Source organism: Streptomyces sp. NPDC046909, assembly GCF_040644695.1.
Taxonomy (GTDB): Bacteria; Actinomycetota; Actinomycetes; order Streptomycetales; family Streptomycetaceae; genus Streptomyces.
Window position 1 is genome coordinate 84,739 of the sequence record NZ_JBEYXC010000022.1, and the last position, 18,192, is coordinate 102,930.

The window sequence follows — 18,192 nt, forward strand, 5'->3', positions numbered from 1 at the left end:
CTACCCCTTCGCGAGCGCCATCGCCTGGTCCAGCGCCTGGAGGAAGGAGTTGACCGTCGTCCGGTCCCGCACCGCCAGCCGCAGCCACTCCTCGTCGAGGCCCGGGAAGGTGTCCCCGCGCCGTACCGCGAAACCGAGGGTGCGCAGATGACGGCGTACGGCGGCGGCGCGCGGCAGGCGGATGAGGACGAAGGGGCCCTCGGCCGGTTCGGTGACGCGTAGTCCGTCCGGGCCGAACTCCCGCAGCCCGGCCACGAGATGGGCCCGGTCGGCGGCGATGCGGTGGGCCGCGTGGGCGGCCTCGGCCAGGGCCTGCGGCTCCACGCAGGCCTGGGCCGCCGCGAGGGCCGGGGTCGAGACCGGCCACAGGGGCTGGGCGCGTTCCAGGGCGGCGATGGTCTCCGGGGCGGCGAGGACGTAGCCGATGCGCAGCCCGGCCAGGCCCCAGGTCTTGGTCAGGCTGCGGAGCACCACCAGCCCGGGTACGTCCGTGCGGCCCGCCAGGGCCTCCCGCTCACCCGGGACCGCGTCCATGAACGCCTCGTCCACGACCAACGTCCGCCCGGGGCGGGCGAGTTCCGCGATCGTGTCCGCCGGGTGCAGGACCGAGGTCGGGTTGGTCGGGTTGCCGATCACCACCAGGTCCGCGTCCTCGGGGACGGCCGCCGGGTCGAGACGGAAGCCGTCCTCCTCGCGCAGCAGGAGCCGGTCGACCGTGTGGCCCGCGTCCCGCAGTGCCGCCTCCGGTTCCGTGAACTGCGGGTGCACCACCAGGGGGTGACGGGCCGTCAGGGCGCGGGCGAGCAGGACGAAGGCCTCCGCCGCGCCCGCCGTGAGAAGCACCCGTTCCGCCGGGAGGCCGTGCCGGGCCGCCACCGCCGCCCGGGCGTCCCGGCCGTCCGGGTAGGCGGCCAGGCCGGTGAGCGACTCGGCGATCCGCTGCCGCAGCCAGGCCGGGGGCGTGTCCGCGCGGACGTTCACGGCGAGGTCGGTGAGCCGCGCCCCGTCGTCACGGACCTCCGCGTCACCGTGGTGCCGGAGGTCATGGCTCTCGACGTGCTGCCGGTGCGTTCTGTCAGTGGGCATGGGAGTGGGTGCTGCCATGGTGGTGGTGGCCGTGTCCGTGGTGGTGGTGACCGTCGTCGTCGGGGTGGAAGTGCGGCTGCTGCGGCAGACCCACCTTGTCCTCGAAGCCGGGGAGCGCGATGCGGTACACGCACGAGTCGCAGTTCATCCGCAGATCGCCCTTGAGGGCCTCCTGGTACCGCTCCATCACCAGATCGAGCAGCTCCGGCTCCGGACCGATCACGTCGGCGGAGCGCACCTCGACCTCCGGGTGCGCGGCCGCCCAGCCCTCGGTCTGCTGCCGGACCCGGTCCGGGAGGATGCCGGTGAACAGGAAGTAGGGGAGCACGACGATCCGCTTCGCGCCCAGCCGTACACACCGGTCGAGCCCGCTCGGCACGTCCGGCGCGGCCAGCGACACGAACGCCGTCTCCACCCCCGCATACCCGCGCCCCTCCCACAGCAGCCGGGCCGCCTTGTACACCTCCGCGTTGGCGTCGGGGTCGGTCGAGCCACGCCCGACGAGCAGCACGGTCACGTCGGAGCGGTCGCCGGGGGAGCGCTCCGAGCCGCCCAGCGCCTGATCGAGACGGCGCTCAAGGACGTTCAGCAGCGACGGGTGCGGACCCAGCGGACGCCCGTAGGTGTACGAGATCCCCGGATGCCGCTCCTTCTCGCGGGCCAGCGCCGCCGGGATGTCGCCCTTGGCGTGACCGGCGGACACCAGCATCAGCGGAACGGCGGCGAACCGTCGTACGCCCTTCTCCACCAGCTCGGTGACGGCCTCGCCCAGCGGCGGCGGGGACAGCTCGATGAAGCCGCCCGCGACCGTCAGATCGGGGTGCCGGCGCCCCAGCTCCCGGACGAAGTCACGGAAGGCCTCGGCCCCGCCGTCGTCCCGGGTGCCATGTCCGGCGATGAGCAGAGCGGGCTGGGGGGTGGTCACGATTTCTCCTCGGAGGACGACACGGAAGACGAAAGGGGGTGGTACAGCAGGGCGTTGAGCGCCGCCGAGGCGACCGCGGAGCCGCCCTTCTCGGACACGTTGCTCACGGCGGGCAGCCCGCTCTCGCGCAACGCGGCCTTGGACTCGACCGCGCCGACGAACCCGACGGGCAGTCCGATGACGAGCGCCGGAGCGGCGTCCAGGGTCAGCAACTCCTCCAGCGCGGTGGGGGCGTTGCCGATCACCCACAGCGCGCCCGGCCCCACCTGCTCGTAGGCGAGCCGGATCGCGTGCGCGGAACGGGTCAGCCCGTCACCGGCCACCGCGTCCCGCAGCCGGCACACGGTCTCGCGCCGCGTGATCCCGGACGCGACCATCTCCACGTCCACGACGACGGGCGCCCCGCCGTGCAGCGCGGCATGCGCCTTCTCCAGCTCGCCCTCGTCCATGACGAGATCGTCCGCGTACTCCAGATCGGCGGCGGAGTGGATGACCCGCTCCACCACCGATCGGGTCAGCGGCGGGAAGTGCGAGGTGTCCAGGCGGGCGCGCAGCCGCCGGTAGGACTCCACCTCGATCGGATGGACCTCACGGATCACTTGGCGCCCTCCTCTGCCGTCTGCCAGCGGTAGCCGCGCGGTGTCACCATGCGCCCCGCGATGTCACGGGTCGCCGTGTTGCCCACGGTCACCACCGTCATCATGTCGACCGTCGCCGGATCCAGGGACCCCAGTGTCGTGAGACGACTGGACTCGTCCGGCCGCGACGCGTTCCGTACGACACCGACCGGCGTCGTCGGCTCCCGGTGCCCGGCCAGGATCGCGAGCACCTTCGGCAGCTGCCAGTCCCGGCCCCGCGAACGGGGGTTGTAGAAGGTGACCACGATGTCCGCCTCGGCCGCCGCGCGCACCCGCCGCTCGATGACCTCCCAGGGCGTGTGCAGGTCGGAGAGGCTGATGGACACGTGGTCGTGGCCGAGCGGCGCACCGAGGATCGCGGCGGCGGCGAGGGCGGCGGTCACCCCCGGTACGCCGATGACCTCGATGTCGTCGGACGCCTCGGCCAGCGCGGGGGAGGCCATCGCGTACACGCCCGCGTCCCCGCTGCCGATCAGCGCGACGGCCTGCCCCTTCCGGGCCTCCGCCACAGCCGTCCGAGCCCGCTCCTCCTCGGCCCCGAGCCCCGACTCCAGGATCCGGGTGCCGGGCCGCAGCAGATCGCGGATCTGGTCGACGTACTGGTCGAGCCCGACCAGCACGGAAGCCCGCCGCAACTCCGCCTTCGCGCGCGGCGTGACGAGGTCACGGGCGCCGGGACCGAGCCCGACGACCGCGAGCCGGCCGCGCGCGGGACGCCGTACGACGGCCGCGGTCGCCATGGCGGGCAGCCCGTCCTCGCGCGTGGACTTCTGCTTGGGTACGAGGAGTTCGCCGCCCCGGGCGAGTGCCGCGGCCTCCGCCACCGAAGGCGTACCCACGGCCGCGAGGGGCGCGTCGGAGGGGTTCGGCACCTCGACGGCCGCCAACTCCTCGGCGGAGTAGGTCACCAGGGGCACGCCCAGCCGCGAGGCGGCCTCGACGATGCCGGGCTCCTCGGACTTGGCGTCGACGGTGGCGAGTTCGGCGAGGCTGCGGGCGGAGAGGCCTGCTTCCTTGAGCGCGCTCTCGATCAGCCCGAGCACCTCGTCGACGGGCGCCCCCTTCGAGGCACCGACCCCGACGACCAGGGACGGCGGCCGGAGCACGACCTCGCGCTCGGCGGCCTCGACGAGACGGTCGGTGAGCCGGACGACGTAGGCGCCCTCGGCCGTGACCTTGAGCGCGGGCAACGGCCACGCCAACTCCGCCTTCAGGGCGACCGGTTCACCGTCGAGCAGCGCCCGCGACACGGCGGCGACATCGCCCTCGACGGGGAAGCCGAGGGTGTCGAGCCCAGGCAGCCCGACGGCATCCGTGGCCGTGGTGACGACCGGCTCCGCACCCAGCAACTCCCCGACCTCACGGGCGAGTTCATTGGCACCCCCGCCGTGCCCGCCGACCAGCGACACGGCGAACCGCCCGCCCTCGTCGACACACACCACACCCGGGTCGGACGTCTTGTCCCCGAGGAGCGGCGCGACCAGCCGCACCACGGCGCCGGTCGCGAGGAAGCACACGAGCTGCTCGCACTCCGCGAACGCGGCCCGTACGGCGTCCCCGACAGGACCCTCGTACACACGCGTCCGCTCCGGCCACGCAGCGGCCAGCCGGTCCCGCGCAGCCGCCCCCGCCGAGGTGGCGGAAATGAGGCCGATCACAGAGCAACTCCCTCATGAGAAACGGGGGTTCGGTACCCCCACAACAGAAAAACAGGGTTGGTGGCCGCGAGCCGGGTCACGTCCCCCGGCAGCGGCGCCAGCCGCGAGGACTGCACCAGCACCCCGTCACAGCTGAACCCGGCACCGGTGAGCGCCTCGCGCGTGGCCGGCACCCGGTCGAGCGCGGCCATCGCCACGACCACCGTCCGCCGGGCCCGCCGCGCACACGCGGTGACGATGGCGGGCAGCTCACGCCCCCCGCCCCCGATGAACACGGCGTCCGGATCGTCCAGATCGGACAGCACGGTCGGCGCCGCCCCGTGCACGGCCCGTACGTCGACACCGTGCGCGGCGGCGTTGGCCCGGATCCGCTCGACACCGTCCCGGGTCTTCTCGACGGCCACGACGGCGGCCCCGAGCCGCGCGCACTCCACGGCCACGGACCCGGACCCGGCGCCGACGTCCCAGACCAGCTCGCCGAGCCGGGGCCCGAGCCGCGCCAGCGCGAGCGCCCGTACCTCGAACTTGGTGATCATCGAGTCGCGGTGGGCGAACTCGCCCTCATCCAGGGCCCATTGGGTGGGCCCGACGGGCGCGCCCGCGACGGTCCGCACGGCACCGAGCGCCCGCGTCTCGTCGAGGCACAGGATCACGCTCACCGACGTACCCCAGTCGCGGGCGGCGGCCTCGGCGGGGGAGACCCGCTCGACGCGCTCGTCCTCGGACCCGAGCGCGGAGGCGACGACGAGGACCCGGTCGTCGCTCCTCAGCGCGGCCCCGAGCTCGGCGGGCCCGGCCCCCGGCCCGGTGAGGACGGCGACCTTGGGGCGCGCCCGGCAGACGTTCACAGCCGTCCGCAGATCCCGCCCGTGCGCGCTGACGACCACGGCGTCGTCCCAGGGCAGCCCCACCCGCGCGAACGCGGCGGCGACGGAGGACACCCCCGCCCGCACATCGAGCCGCTCGCTCCCGAACCGCTCGGCGAGCACCCGCACGATCCCGAAGAACCCGGGATCACCGGAGGCGAGCACGACGACCCGGTCCTGCTTGTCGAGATGCCGCTCGATGATGTCCAACGCGGGTGCCAGCGGCCCGAGAACGACCTGCTCGGCATCCTCCGGCACCGCCGCGGACGCCAGATGACGGCGCCCGCCCACGACCAGCCGGGCCCCGGCCAGCACGTCGGCGGGAACCGGCGCCCCCGTCCCCGTACCGAAGACCGTGATCATGTACTCGCACCCCGCTGCCGCAACGCCCGACGGGCCTCCGGGTCGGCCTTGCGGTACCCGTGGAAGTGGCCGGGGTGGTAGAGGTGCGAGCGGGTGCCCTCGGCGGAGAGCGCCGGGCCGACGAGGAAGAGGGTGTGCTTCCAGAGCTTGTGCTGCTTGACCGTCTCCTCAAGCGTCTCGATCGTGCACCGCACGACGAGTTCCTCTGGCCAGGTCGCCTGGTAGGCGACGACGACGGGAGTGGAGGTCGGATAGCCGCCCTCCAGCAGCTCCCGCACGAGCTGCCCACTGCGCGCGGCGGACAGGAAGATCGCCATGGTGGTCCCGTGCTTGGCGAACTCCCGCACCTCCTCACCGGGCGGCATGGGCGTCTTGCCGCCGCCGAGCCGGGTGAGGACCACGGACTGGGCGACCTCGGGGATGGTCAGCTCGCGCTGGGCGAGCGCGGCGACGGCGGAGAAGGCGGAGACACCGGGGATGACCTCGGTGGCGATCCCGATCCGGGCACACCGGTCGAGCTGCTCCTGGGTACCGCCCCACAGGGCCGGGTCACCGGAGTGGATACGGGCGACCCGCAGCCCTTCGGCCAGAGCCCGCTCGTACACGGCGACGACGTCCTCCAGGGACATGGTCGCCGAGTCGAGGATCTCCGCGCCCTCCCGCGCGTGCTCCAGGACCTCCGCCTGGACCAGGCTGGCCGCCCAGATCACGACGTCGGCCTCGGCGATCGCGCGCGCGGCACGGAACGTCAGCAGGTCGGCGGCGCCGGGGCCGGCACCGACGAAGGTCACCTTGCCGTCAGGGGCGTCAGCCATGGTGTGGGGTCCTCTCGAACTGATGATCACGGGGCTTCACCGGGGATCTGGATGTGCGTGCACAGGGGCTGATCGGATACGAAGGGCCCATGGCGGTGTTCGTCGCGCTCGGCGCGTTCCTGATGACGCTGGCCGGCGGCTGGACGGCCCAGCGGGTGACCGACCGCCGCCACCTGGTCCTCGGCCTGGCAGGCGGCCTGATGCTGGGCGTGGTCGGCCTCGACCTGCTGCCGGAGGCGCTGGAGGCGGCGGGCACCGAGGTGTTCGGCGTACCGGCGGCGCTCCTGCTGTTCGTGGCCGGCTTCCTCGTCGCCCATATGGTGGAACGTCTGCTGGCGGGCCGCCAGGCCGCACACGGCGGCGAGGAGGCCGCCGACCCGGCCGCGCACGGCGGCCGCGTCCCCGAGGTGGGCCTGACGGCCGCGGCCGCCATGGTCGGCCACAGCGCGATGGACGGCGTGGCGATCGGCGCGGCCTTCCAGGTGGGCGGCGGCATGGGCACCGCCGTGGCCCTGGCGGTGATCGCCCACGACTTCGCGGACGGCTTCAACACGTACACGATCACGAGCCTGTACGGGAACGCCCGCCGCCGAGCCATCGCGATGCTGGTCGCGGACGCGGCGGCCCCGGTGGTGGGAGCCGCGTCCACCCTGTTCTTCACGATCCCGGAGCGGCTCCTCGGCGCCTATCTGGGCTTCTTCGGCGGCGCCCTCCTCTACCTGGCGGCCGCCGAGATCCTCCCCGAGGCACACCACGAACACCCCGCCCGCTCGACCCTGCTGTGCACGGTCGCGGGCGTGGCGTTCATCTGGCTGGTGGTCGGCATCGCCGACTGAGCCCAGGGGGGCGGGTATCACAGCTTGCCGCCCCGGCCGCCGTCGCGCGGGGCGGGCGCGATGAGCGTGGAGAGGTAGGGAAGCGGCTCGTCACCGAGCTCGGAGGCAGGCCGCACGGACTCCTCGGGCAGCCCGAGCGCGGACCCCCACACGGCATCCCCGATCCGCCCGGTCTCCCGCAACGCCTCCGCGACCTCCTGAGCCTGCCGCCCGAACTTGTACGCCACGACGGTCCCGGGCCCGGCGAGGGCCTCCTTGAGCGCGGCGGCCCCGGCGGTGACTGGCACCAGGGTCAGCGGCTCGGTCCCCTCGGTGAGCACGGCACCGGAACGGGCCGCGAGATCCTGCATGGCGGTGATACCGGGAACGGTCTCGACGAGAGTGCCGGGTACGAGCTCGACGATGGTCTGCGCGAGATAGGTGAACGTGGAGTACACATTCGGATCCCCGATGGTGGCGAACGCGACGGAGGAATGGAGGGCCAGCAACTCGGCGACCCGCTCCCCGGCAGCGTCCCAAGCGGCCTCCCGCCACGCCCGGTCGCTCCGCTCATTGAGCGCGAACACGACCCGTACGACCTTCTCCTGGGGCACGTAGTGCAGGACGGTCGCCTCGGCGCGCCCCCGCTCCCCAGTGTCCATAACGGGGACAACGACGACATCGGCGCCCCGCAGAGCATTGACGCCCTTGACGGTCACCAGCTCGGGATCGCCCGGGCCCACCCCGACTCCGATCAACCTCTTGCTGCTCATGACGTCCGGCACCTCTCCACGAACCTACGGGCGACACCGGGCTGCGACGCCCAGTGCGTGTGCAGATAACTCGCGTGCACACCTTGCTGTACAAAACCTTCGACCCCGCGTCGAGGGGCGCGCACTCCCCACGCGGGAGCCGCCCCCGAGCCGGGCTCGACGACGGTCCGATGAAACTCGTGCCCGCGCATCCGCGTCCCCGCCACGGCGAGCACACTGTCACTGACGGCCACGGCGTCCCGATACCCGAGGGTGAGCCGCTCGCTCATCCGCGCGGTGGCATCGAGCACGCCGCACATGGGCTGCCCGTCGAGCTCACGACAGAGGTAGAGCAGCCCGGCGCATTCGGCGGCGACGGGAGCCCCGGACTCCGCGAGCGCGGCAACGGCCTTACGCAGCGGTTCATTGGCGGACAGCTCGGAGGCGTACACCTCGGGAAACCCACCCCCGATGACCAAGCCACGGGTTCCTTCGGGGAGTTGCTCGTCGCGAAGGGGATCGAAGGGGACGACGAGGGCACCGGCGGCGGTGAGGAGTTCGGTGTGCTCGGCGTAGGAGAAGGTGAAGGCGGGGCCGGCGGCGACGGCGACGACGGGGGAGCCTTCGCTTCCCAGTGCAGGCCCAGCCAATTCCAGCCCGTCCGGCGTTTGAGGACGAGGCCCGTTCAGGGCCGACAGCGGGGGTCTGGGGGCGGCAGCCCCCAGTTTCGGGTCGGGAAGGGGCGGAGGGGGCGAGGAAACCAAAGCCTCAGCCGCATCCCAAGCCGCACACGACAACGCCCCCGCGCCCCGCGCCAGCCCAGCCAACGCCTCCAGATCGCACCCCGCCTCGACCTGCGCAGCCATCGCCGCCACCGCATCCAGCGCCTCCGCCCGCCGCTCGGCAACCGGCACCAACCCCAGATGCCGAGAAGGCGTATCCACCTGAGCCACCCGCCGCAACACCCCCAACACAGGCACCCCAGCCGAGTCCAACGCCTCCCGCAACAACTCCTCATGCCGATCCGAAGCGACCTTGTTGAGAATCACGCCCCCGACCCGAACCTCCGGATCCCACGAAGCGAACCCATGCACCAGCGCCGCAACAGACCGAGACTGCGAAGAAGCATCGACCACCAACACCACCGGCGCCCGAAGCAACTTGGCCACATGAGCCGTCGACGCCAGCTCACCTTCCCCCGCGGCCCCGTCGTACAGCCCCATCACCCCCTCGACGACGGCGATGTCACACCCCCGCGCCCCATGCGCGAACAGCGGCCCGACCAACTCCGGCCCGCACAGATACGCATCGAGATTCCGCCCCACCCGCCCGGTCGCGAGCGCGTGATACCCGGGATCGATGTAGTCCGGCCCCACCTTGTGCGGAGACACGACAAGCCCCCGCGCGGCGAACGCGGCCATCAACCCCGTGGCAACGGTGGTCTTCCCACTCCCGGAAGAGGGCGCGGCAATGACCAGCCGAGGAACGGAGACGACGGAGACGACGGAGACACCGGAGCCGCCGGAAACGGACGAGGAGGACATCACCACTCGATACCCCGCTGCCCCTTCTGCCCGGCGTCCATGGGGTGCTTGACCTTGGACATGTCGGTCACGAGATCGGCGAAGTCGACAAGCTTCTCAGGAGCGTTCCGCCCGGTGATGACCACATGCTGAGTCCCGGGCCGATCCCGCAACACAGCGATCACCTCATCGGTGTCCACCCACCCCCAGTGCATGGGATAAGCGAACTCATCCAGCACATAAAGCCGATACGTCTCGGCGGCGAGATCCCGCTTGACCTGCTCCCAGCCCTCCCGGGCCTTCTCCTCGTTGTCCATCTGGGCGTCCCGCTGAACCCAGGACCACCCCTCACCCATCTTGTGCCAGTCGACCGACCCGCCCTCCCCGGACGCACCCAGCACCCGAAGAGCGTTCTCCTCGCCGACCTTCCACTTCGCCGACTTGACGAACTGGAACACCCCGATGGGCCACCCCTGATTCCAGGCCCGGAGAGCAAGCCCGAACGCAGCGGTCGACTTGCCCTTCCCAATCCCCGTATGCACCACGACCAAAGGCCGATTACGCCGCTGACGAGTGGTCAGCCCATCGTCCGGCACCACACTCGGCTGCCCCTGAGGCATTACGCGGCCCTCCTCTGTACGTCCTTGACCAGCCCGGCGATGGAGTCGGCCCGCAACTCGTCGAGCGTCACCGCCGTACCCCCCAACTCACCGGCGAGCTGCCCGGCGAGCCCGAGCCGCACGGGCCCCGACTCACAGTCGACGACGACGGAGGCCACCCCCTCGGCGGCGAACAACCGAGCCGCCCGCGCGGCAAGAGCGACCGGCTCGGGCCCACCGGTGGCCCGCCCATCCGTCACCACGACGACAAGCGCCCGCCGCGCGGGATCCCGAAGCCGCTCCACCCGAAGCACCTCATGGGCCTTCAACAGCCCGGCCGCGAGCGGAGTACGCCCCCCGGTGGGCAGCGTCTCCAGCCGAGCCGCAGCAGCATCCACGGACGAAGTCGGAGGCAGGGCCACATCCCCCGCCGCCCCCCGAAACGTCACCAGCCCCACCTTGTCCCGCCGCTGATACGCATCCAGCAGCAACGACAGCACGGCCCCCTTCACGGCACTCATCCGCTGCCGGGCGGCCATCGACCCGGAGGCGTCGACCACGAACAGCACGAGGTTCCCCTCCCGCCCCTCCCGGGCCGCCTGCCGCAGATCGTCCCGCCGCAGCACAAGGCCGGGCCCGGACCGCCCACGAGCCCGCTGATGCGGCGCGGCAGCCTGCACGGTGGCGGCCAGATGCAGTTTGGTCAGCGCCCCCCGAGGCCGCCGTGCCCCCGTGGTCCGCCCCTGCTCGGTCCGCGCCCGCGAACGCCGCCCGGCGGCCCCGTCCCCGAGCCCGGGAACACTGAGCACCTTGGTACGAAACGGTTCGGAAGCCCGTACGGCGGACTGCTCACCCGCACCGGCCCCGCCGGCCTGCGGCTCACCACCGTCACCGGCCTCGGGCTGCGCACCGGAACCCCCGTCGTCCTGCGAGGGCCCCTCGGACGGCGGCTGCCCGCCACCCCCGCCGGGCCCGTCAGGATCAGGATCCTCGTCCTCGGTATCGGAGCCGCTGAACTCCTCCAGCGTCTGATCGAGCTTGTCCTCGTCAAGTCCCGGCGCGTCAAAGGGATTACGCCGCCGCCGATGCGGCAACGCGAGCAGAGCCGCCTGCCGCACATCCTCGGCGAGCACCTCGGTCCGCCCGGCCCAAGCGGCAAGAGCCGTGGCGGTACGGGCCATCACGATGTCGGCCCGCATGCCGTCCACCTCGAACGCGGCACAGGTGGCCGCGATCTGCCGCAGCGCACCGTCCCCGAGCCGCACCGACGGCAACAACTCCCGTGCGGCGACGATCCGTTGCCGTATGGCAGCCTCTTCATCCGCCCAACGCGTGGCGAAGGACGACGGATCGTCGTCATAAGCCAGCCTCCGTCGTACGACCTCCACCCGCTGATCCGGCTCCCGCGAGGCCGCGACCTCCACGGTCAGCCCGAACCGGTCGAGCAACTGCGGCCGCAGCTCGCCCTCTTCGGGGTTCATGGTCCCGACGAGCAGGAACTTGGAGGCATGCCGTACGGAGACACCCTCGCGCTCGACATACGACGCGCCCATCGCCGCCGCGTCCAGCAGCAGGTCGACCAGGTGGTCGTGGAGGAGGTTGACCTCGTCGACGTAGAGGATGCCGCGATGCGCGTCGGCGAGCAGCCCCGGCTCGAAGGCCTTGACGCCCTCCGCCAGCGCCCGCTCGATGTCGAGCGCGCCGACGAGCCGGTCCTCGGACGCACCGACGGGCAGCTCGACCATCCGCGACGCCCGAAAGGCACCCGGCCCGGCCTCGTGCGGCCCGTCCGGGCACCCCGGATCCGGCTTCGCGGGATCACAGGAGAAACGGCACCCGGCGACCACCGCCACCTCAGGCAGCAGCGCCGAAAGCGCCCGCACCGCCGTCGACTTGGCCGTGCCTTTCTCGCCGCGCACCAGCACACCGCCGACCGCCGGCGACACGGCGTTCAGCAGCAGCGCGAGCCGTAGATCGTCCTGGCCGACAACGGCCGTGAAGGGAAAGGGAGTTGTCACTGGTCGTCGCCCTCCAGATCGCCTTCGAGCTCCAGGTAGGTGGCGCGCAGCCGCTCCAGCGTGTCCGCGTCCGGCTCGGCCCACAGGCCCCGGTCCGCCGCCTCCAGCAGCCGCTCGGTGATACCGCGCAGCGCCCACGGGTTGGACTTCTTCATGAAGTCCCGGTTCTCCGGATCGAAGACGTACTCCGCGCTGAGCTTCTCGTACATCCAGTCGTCGACCACGCCCGCCGTCGCGTCGTACCCGAAGAGGTAGTCGACGGTCGCCGCCATCTCGAAGGCACCCTTGTACCCGTGCCGCCGCATGGCCGCCATCCAGCGCGGGTTGACCACCCGGGCGCGGAACACCCGGTGGGTCTCCTCGCCCAGCGTCCGCGTCTTCACCTGGTCCGGCGTGGCCGAATCACCCACGTACGCCTCGGGGTTGGCGCCCGTGAGGTGCCGGACCATGGCGACCATGCCACCGTGGTACTGGAAGTAGTCGTCGGCGTCGACGAGATCGTGCTCGCGCGTGTCCACGTTCTTCGCGGCGACATTGATCCGTTTGAACGCGGTCTCCATGTCCCCCCGCGCCGCCCGCCCGTCGAGCCCGCGCCCATAGGCGTAACCGCCCCACACCGCGTACACCTCGGCGAGGTCCGCGTCCGACCGCCAGTTGCGGGCGTCGATCAAGGGCAACAACCCCGCCCCGTATGCCCCCGGCTTGGAGCCGAAGATACGAGCGGTCGCGCGCCGCCGGTCACCGTGCTCGGCGGTGTCCTCGTCGGCGTGGGCGCGTACGTAGTTGGCGTCGGCGGGCTCGTCCAGCTCGGCCACCTTGCGGACGGCGTCGTCGATCAGCCCGACCACGTGCGGGAAGGCGTCCCGGAAGAACCCGGAGATCCGGACGGTGACGTCGATACGCGGCCGCCCCAGCTCCTCAAGCCCGATGATCTCGAAGCCCGTCACCCGCCTCGACGCCTCGTCCCACACCGGCCGGCACCCCAGCAGCGCCAGGATCTCCGCGATGTCATCGCCCTGCGTACGCATCGCCGACGTACCCCAGACCGTCAGTCCGACGGACTTCGGGTACTCGCCGGTGTCGGCCAGATACCGCTGGACCAGCGACTCGGCGAGCGACTGCCCGACCTCCCAACTCAGCCTGGACGGAATGGCCTTGGGGTCGACGGAGTAGAAGTTCCGCCCGGTCGGGAGGACGTTGACGAGCCCGCGCGTCGGCGAACCGGACGGACCCGCCGGGACGTAACCGCCGTCGAGGGCCTTGAGGATGTGGTCGATCTCGTCGGTGGTGCGGGCGAGACGCGGCACCACCTCATTGCAGGCGAACTCCAACACGGCCACGCCGTCGGGGAGTTCGACCCCCAGCACGCCACGCAGCACGGCCGGGGCGAGGGTGACGTCCCAGTCCCGTGCCTCCATGCCCTCCGCGACCCGCCGGCACAGCTGCTCCAGCAGGTCGATCGCGTCGGCGGCACTCCGGGACGGCCCCTCGACCAGCTCGGTCAGCTCGACCGGCACCTTCACCGGCGCCCCCGGCTCGGCGAGCAACTCCTTCTCGACCAGCCCGAAATGAGCGGCGAAGGAAGCCCGCAGCCCCGGCAGCGCGTTCGCCTGTCCGCCCCACACCTGCGAGGCGCGCAGGACGGCGAGCACCAGGTTGACCCGCGCCTCGTCGACCGGCCCGCCGCCGAGGATGTGCAGTCCGTCGCGGATCTGCACGTCCTTGATCTCGCACAGATAGCCGTCGATGTGCATGACGAACTCGTCGAAGTCGTCCTCGTCCGGCTGGTCCTCGACATGCAGATCGTGGTGGAGCTCGGCCGCCTTCACCAGCGTCCAGATCTGCGCCCGCACGGCCGGAGCCTTCGTCGGGTCCAGGTCGGAGACGAGCGCGTACTCGTCGAGGAGCTGCTCCAGCTTGGCGAGGTCACCGTAGGTGTCGGCGCGGGCCATCGGCGGGACGAGATGGTCGACCACGGTTGCGTGCCCGCGCCGCTTGGCCTGGGTGCCCTCGCCGGGGTCGTTGACGATGAAGGGGTAGATCAGCGGCAGCTCCCCGAGCACGGCGTCCGGCGCACAACCCCCGCTCAGGCCGAGGCCCTTGCCCGGCAGCCACTCCATCGTGCCGTGCTTGCCCATGTGGACGATGGCGTCGGCGCCGAAGGAGTTCTCGAGCCAGCGATAGGCCGCCATGTAGTGGTGCGACGGCGGCATGTCCGGGTCGTGGTAGATCGCGATCGGGTTCTCCCCGAAGCCGCGCGGCGGCTGGATCATCACGACGACGTTCCCGAACTGGAGGGAGGCCAGCACGATCTCGTCCCCGTCGACGTAGAGGCTGCCCGGCGGCTCGCCCCACGCCTCCAGCATGCCGTCCCGCAGCTCCGGGGCGAGCTTGTCGAACCACGCCCGATAGTCGGCGAGCGGCACGCGCGCGGGGGCGGCGGCCAGCTGCTCCTCGGTGAGCCATTCGACGTCGTGGCCACCGGCGTTGATGAGCCGGTGGATCAACTCGTCCCCGTTGTCCGGGTGTCCCTCGACGACGTGCCCCGCGTCCCGCAGCGCGTCCAGCACCCGGACGGCCGACGCGGGCGTGTCCAGGCCCACCGCGTTGCCGACCCGCGAGTGCTTGGTCGGGTACGCGGTGAAGACGAGCGCGAGCTTTTTCTCGGCGTTCGGCCGGTGCTTCAACCGGGCGTGCCGCACGGCGATCCCGGCGACGCGAGCGGCCCGCTCAGGGTCGGCGACATAGACCGGGACGTCGTCGGGACCCTGCTCCTTGAAGCTGAACGGAACGGTGATGATCCGCCCGTCGAACTCCGGGATCGCGACCTGCATCGCCGCGTCCATGGGGGAGAGGGCGGCATCGGACTCGTCCCAGGCCGCCTTCGACGACGTAAGGCAAAGCCCTTGCAGCACCGGCACGTTGAGGTCGGCGAGCGCCCCGATGTCCCAGGCCTCCTCGTCTCCGCCCGCCGACGCCTGCGAGGCATGCGTGCCACCGGCGGCGAGGACGGTCGCGACGAGCGCGTCGGTCTTCCCGAGGATCTCGTACAGCCCGGCGTCCGCCCCGCGCAGCGAACCGCAGTACACGGGAAGGGCGTTGGCCCCCCGCGCCTCGATCGCGTCGCACAGGGTGTCCACGAAGCCGGTGTTGCCGCTCAGCTCATGGGCTCGGTAGAAGAGCACGCCGACGGTCGGCCGGCCCTCCTCGTAGGCGTACGAGCCGTGGACGCCGTACTCCGGCATCTTCTGCGGCTCGACGAACCCCTCACCGGTCAGCAGCACGGTGTCCGACAGGAACCGCGCGAGCTCGGTGAGGTTCGCGGTCCCGCCCTCGACCAGGTACTTCAGCGCCTTGGCGACGACACCCGCCGGGACGGACGACTCGGCCATCAACTCGGCGTCCGGAACGGCCTCGCCGCCCAGCAGCACGGTCGGGATCCCGGCGGCCTTCAGCGCGGCCAGCCCGTCCTCCCAGGCGCGCTTGCCACCGAGCAGCCGTACGACGGCGATGTCCGCGCCCTCGACGAGCGCGGGCAGCTCGGCGGCCACGTCCACGCGGGTCGGGTTGCCGATGCGGTAGTCGGCACCGGAGGCGGCCCGCGCCGCCAACAGGTCCGTGTCGGCGGTCGACAACAACAACACAGTGCTCATGCGGGCGCTCCCGGTGGAATGAAAGGCAGTCCTTGCGGCGCGCCGGACTCGATGAGCCGCCACAGCGCGTCCGTGTCCGCGTGCTGTTCGATGAGGTCGCCGAGCCGGTCGAGCTGCTCCTCGCGCAGCGCGGCGAAAGAGGTGTCGGGCGCCGGCACGAAACGGCGGCCCGCGGCGGCCGCCACTTCGCGCAGGAAGGCCCGCCGGAACCCGTCCGACTCCAGGGAGCCGTGCCAGTGGGTGCCCCAGGTGTGGCCGACGCGGATGCCGTCCAGGAAGGGCTCGCCTCCGCTGATGTCAGCGACTCCGTGATGGATCTCGTACCCCTCGACCCGCTCGCCGAGGGCTTCCCCCACCGGCCGGGTGAGGGTCTTCTCGCGGGCGAACCGCACGCGTACGGGCAGCACGCCGAGCCCCTCGACATGCCCCTGCCGGCTCTCCACCTCGTCCTCGATGTGCTCGCCGAGCACCTGGAAGCCGCCGCAGATGCCGAGGACGGGCCGCTGCTCGGCGACCCTGCGCTTGAGGGCCTCCGCGAGCCCCCTCTCCCGCAGCCACTCCAGTGCCCGGACGGTCCCCCGGGTGCCGGGGATCACGACGAGATCGGCGTCGGCCAGCTCTTCCGGCCGGTCCACGAACCGCACCACGACACCCGGTTCGGCGGCGAGGGCGTCCACGTCGGTGAAGTTCGACATGAGGGGGATGGCACAGACGGCGACCCGCAGCACGTCCTCCCCGACGGGGGGCGCGGTGTTCGACTCCCGCACGGTCCCGCGCAACGACACCCGCAGCCCGTCTTCTTCATCGATCCCGAGTCCGTGCTGGAAGGGCAGGACGCCGTAGGTGTGCCGCCCGGTGAGCCCGTGGAGCATGTCGAGCCCGGGTTCGAGGAGGGAGACATCCCCGCGGAACTTGTTGACGAGGAACCCGGCGACCAGGGCCTGGTCCTCGGGCGAGAGGAGCGCCACGGTCCCGAAGAAGGAGGCGAAGACGCCCCCGCGGTCGATGTCGCCGACGACCAGCACGGGAAGCCCGGCGTTCCGGGCGATCCCCATGTTGACGATGTCGGTCCGCCGGAGATTGATCTCGGCCGGGCTCCCGGCCCCCTCACAGATCACCGCGTCATACGTGCCCCGCAGTTCGGCGAGACAGTCCAGCACGGTCCCGAGCAGCCGCTGCTGCCGCCCCCCGTGATACCCCCGGGCGCTCAACTCGCCCACGGGCTTCCCGAGCAGCACGACCTGGCTGCTCTGCTCACCGCCGGGCTTGAGCAGCACGGGATTCATGAGCGCGGTCGGCTCGACCCGGCAGGCCTGGGCCTGCATGGCCTGAGCCCGCCCGATCTCAGCCCCTTCCTTCGTCACGAACGAATTGAGGGACATGTTCTGCGCCTTGAAGGGCGCGACCTTGACCCCTTGCCGTACCAGCCACCGGCAGATCCCGGCGGTGACGACACTCTTGCCGGCGTCGGAGGTGGTCCCGGCGACGAGCAGCCCCCCGCTCATGACGTACGTCCCTTCCCCAGGGCCCGCGCGGCGACACCGACGCCGAGCGCGAGCAGTCCGACGCGCCGGGAGAGCCGTACGGCGCGCTCGATGTCGTGCGTGGCGACGGCCCGTCCCCGGGTGTTGAGCACGGGCCGGTGCTCGACCCGCCCGGCGTACGACAGCGTCCCGCCGAGCCGCACCCCGAGCGCCCCCGCGAACGAGGCCTCCACGGGCCCGGCGTTGGGACTCGGATGCTTGCCGGCGTCCTCCCGCCACGCCCGCACGGCACCGCGAGGGTCACCACCGGCGGCCGTGGCGAGTACGGCGGTCAGCCGCGCCCCCGGCCACCCGGCGACGTCGTCGAGCCGGGCGGAGGCCCACCCGTAGCGCCGGTACCGCGCGGACTTGTGCCCGACCATCGCGTCGAGCGTGTTGACGGCCCGGAACCCGAGCAGCCCGGGAACCCCACCGAGCGCCCCCCACACCAGCGCCCCCACGACGGCATCGGACGTGTTCTCGGCAACGGACTCCACCACGGCCCGCGCGATCCCGTCCGCGTCCAGGGCCTGCGGATCCCGCCCGCACAGATGCGGCAGCCGCTCCCGCGCACCCTCGACGTCCCCGGCCTCCAGGGCCCGCCCGATGACCCGGGCCTCGCGCGCGAGCGAAGTCCCGCCCACGACGGCCCAGGTGGCGACCCCGGTCAGCGCGACGGAAGCGGCGGCGGAGGACCGTACGACTCTCTGCGCGAGGGCCCCGGTGACCACGGCACCCCCGGCACAGACGACGGCATGCAGCGCCCCCCACGCGCGGTGGTCCCGCCACAGCACCCGCTCCACGGCACCCGCGGCCCGCCCGAACGCGGCGACCGGATGCCCCCGGCGCGGATCACCGAGCAGCAGATCCCCGACGAGCCCGGCGGCGGCGCCGTACGCGAAGACGCGATCGGCACGCATCGGCTCAGCCGGCCGTGGGGTCGGGCAGCGACCTGGTG

General features: G+C 72.2%; 14 protein-coding genes. 1 reads left to right on the top strand and 13 read right to left on the bottom strand.

Features of this window, described 5'->3' with window-relative positions:
* Genes cobC through cobM form a run of 6 tightly spaced genes read right to left on the bottom strand, consistent with a single transcriptional unit; the run spans position 1 to position 6,351 of the window.
* Positions 1–1,086: an Rv2231c family pyridoxal phosphate-dependent protein CobC gene (gene cobC / locus ABZ928_RS46345; RefSeq protein ID WP_361533745.1), complete on the bottom strand. Its 1,086-nt coding sequence runs from the start codon at positions 1,084–1,086 to the stop codon at positions 1–3.
* Complete coding sequence (locus tag ABZ928_RS46350) at positions 1,076–2,011, bottom strand: sirohydrochlorin chelatase (protein ID WP_361533748.1); 936 nt, start codon at positions 2,009–2,011, stop codon at positions 1,076–1,078. The genes cobC and ABZ928_RS46350 overlap by 11 nt, the downstream gene beginning before the upstream one ends.
* Positions 2,008–2,610, bottom strand: coding sequence for a precorrin-8X methylmutase (locus ABZ928_RS46355; protein WP_361533751.1), 603 nt, complete (start codon positions 2,608–2,610; stop codon positions 2,008–2,010). Before ABZ928_RS46355 ends, ABZ928_RS46350 begins: the two co-directional genes overlap by 4 nt.
* Positions 2,607–4,307, bottom strand: a complete 1,701-nt coding sequence (gene cobJ, locus ABZ928_RS46360) for a precorrin-3B C(17)-methyltransferase (RefSeq protein ID WP_361533754.1) — start codon at positions 4,305–4,307, stop codon at positions 2,607–2,609. Before cobJ ends, ABZ928_RS46355 begins: the two co-directional genes overlap by 4 nt.
* Positions 4,304–5,536 (bottom strand): precorrin-6y C5,15-methyltransferase (decarboxylating) subunit CbiE, encoded by a 1,233-nt coding sequence (gene cbiE / locus ABZ928_RS46365; RefSeq protein ID WP_361533757.1) that lies wholly within the window; start codon positions 5,534–5,536, stop codon positions 4,304–4,306. Before cbiE ends, cobJ begins: the two co-directional genes overlap by 4 nt.
* The gene (gene cobM, locus ABZ928_RS46370; RefSeq protein ID WP_361533760.1) at positions 5,533–6,351 is read right to left on the bottom strand and encodes a precorrin-4 C(11)-methyltransferase; all 819 of its coding nucleotides are present in this window, start codon (positions 6,349–6,351) and stop codon (positions 5,533–5,535) included. The genes cbiE and cobM overlap by 4 nt, the downstream gene beginning before the upstream one ends.
* 89 nt (positions 6,352–6,440) lie before the next feature.
* Between cobM and ABZ928_RS46375 the strand changes: the two genes are divergently transcribed.
* On the top strand, positions 6,441–7,187 hold the full coding sequence (locus tag ABZ928_RS46375; RefSeq protein ID WP_361533763.1) for a ZIP family metal transporter: 747 nt from the start codon (positions 6,441–6,443) through the stop codon (positions 7,185–7,187).
* Positions 7,188–7,204: 17 nt separating this feature from the next.
* On the opposite strand, the gene cobI is transcribed toward ABZ928_RS46375, so the two are convergent.
* The 7 genes from cobI to ABZ928_RS46410 are packed head-to-tail and all read right to left on the bottom strand — an operon-like array spanning position 7,205 to position 18,154.
* A complete protein-coding gene (cobI, locus tag ABZ928_RS46380) occupies positions 7,205–7,951 on the bottom strand; it encodes a precorrin-2 C(20)-methyltransferase (RefSeq protein ID WP_361533766.1) in 747 nt (248 codons plus the stop codon).
* Positions 7,936–9,462: a cobyrinate a,c-diamide synthase gene (locus ABZ928_RS46385; RefSeq protein WP_361533769.1), complete on the bottom strand. Its 1,527-nt coding sequence runs from the start codon at positions 9,460–9,462 to the stop codon at positions 7,936–7,938. The genes cobI and ABZ928_RS46385 overlap by 16 nt, the downstream gene beginning before the upstream one ends.
* Positions 9,462–10,061, bottom strand: a complete 600-nt coding sequence (gene cobO, locus ABZ928_RS46390; RefSeq protein ID WP_361533772.1) for a cob(I)yrinic acid a,c-diamide adenosyltransferase — start codon at positions 10,059–10,061, stop codon at positions 9,462–9,464. The genes ABZ928_RS46385 and cobO overlap by 1 nt, the downstream gene beginning before the upstream one ends.
* On the bottom strand, positions 10,061–12,058 hold the full coding sequence (locus tag ABZ928_RS46395) for a putative cobaltochelatase (RefSeq protein WP_361533775.1): 1,998 nt from the start codon (positions 12,056–12,058) through the stop codon (positions 10,061–10,063). The genes cobO and ABZ928_RS46395 overlap by 1 nt, the downstream gene beginning before the upstream one ends.
* Positions 12,055–15,711 carry a cobaltochelatase subunit CobN gene (cobN, locus tag ABZ928_RS46400; RefSeq protein WP_361533778.1) on the bottom strand — a complete coding sequence of 1,219 codons (3,657 nt, stop codon included), beginning with the start codon at positions 15,709–15,711 and terminating at the stop codon, positions 12,055–12,057. The genes ABZ928_RS46395 and cobN overlap by 4 nt, the downstream gene beginning before the upstream one ends.
* Positions 15,708–17,216 carry a cobyric acid synthase gene (locus ABZ928_RS46405; RefSeq protein ID WP_361533781.1) on the bottom strand — a complete coding sequence of 503 codons (1,509 nt, stop codon included), beginning with the start codon at positions 17,214–17,216 and terminating at the stop codon, positions 15,708–15,710. Before ABZ928_RS46405 ends, cobN begins: the two co-directional genes overlap by 4 nt.
* On the bottom strand, positions 17,213–18,154 hold the full coding sequence (locus tag ABZ928_RS46410) for a cobalamin biosynthesis protein (RefSeq protein ID WP_361533784.1): 942 nt from the start codon (positions 18,152–18,154) through the stop codon (positions 17,213–17,215). Before ABZ928_RS46410 ends, ABZ928_RS46405 begins: the two co-directional genes overlap by 4 nt.
* Positions 18,155–18,192: the final 38 nt, after the last annotated feature.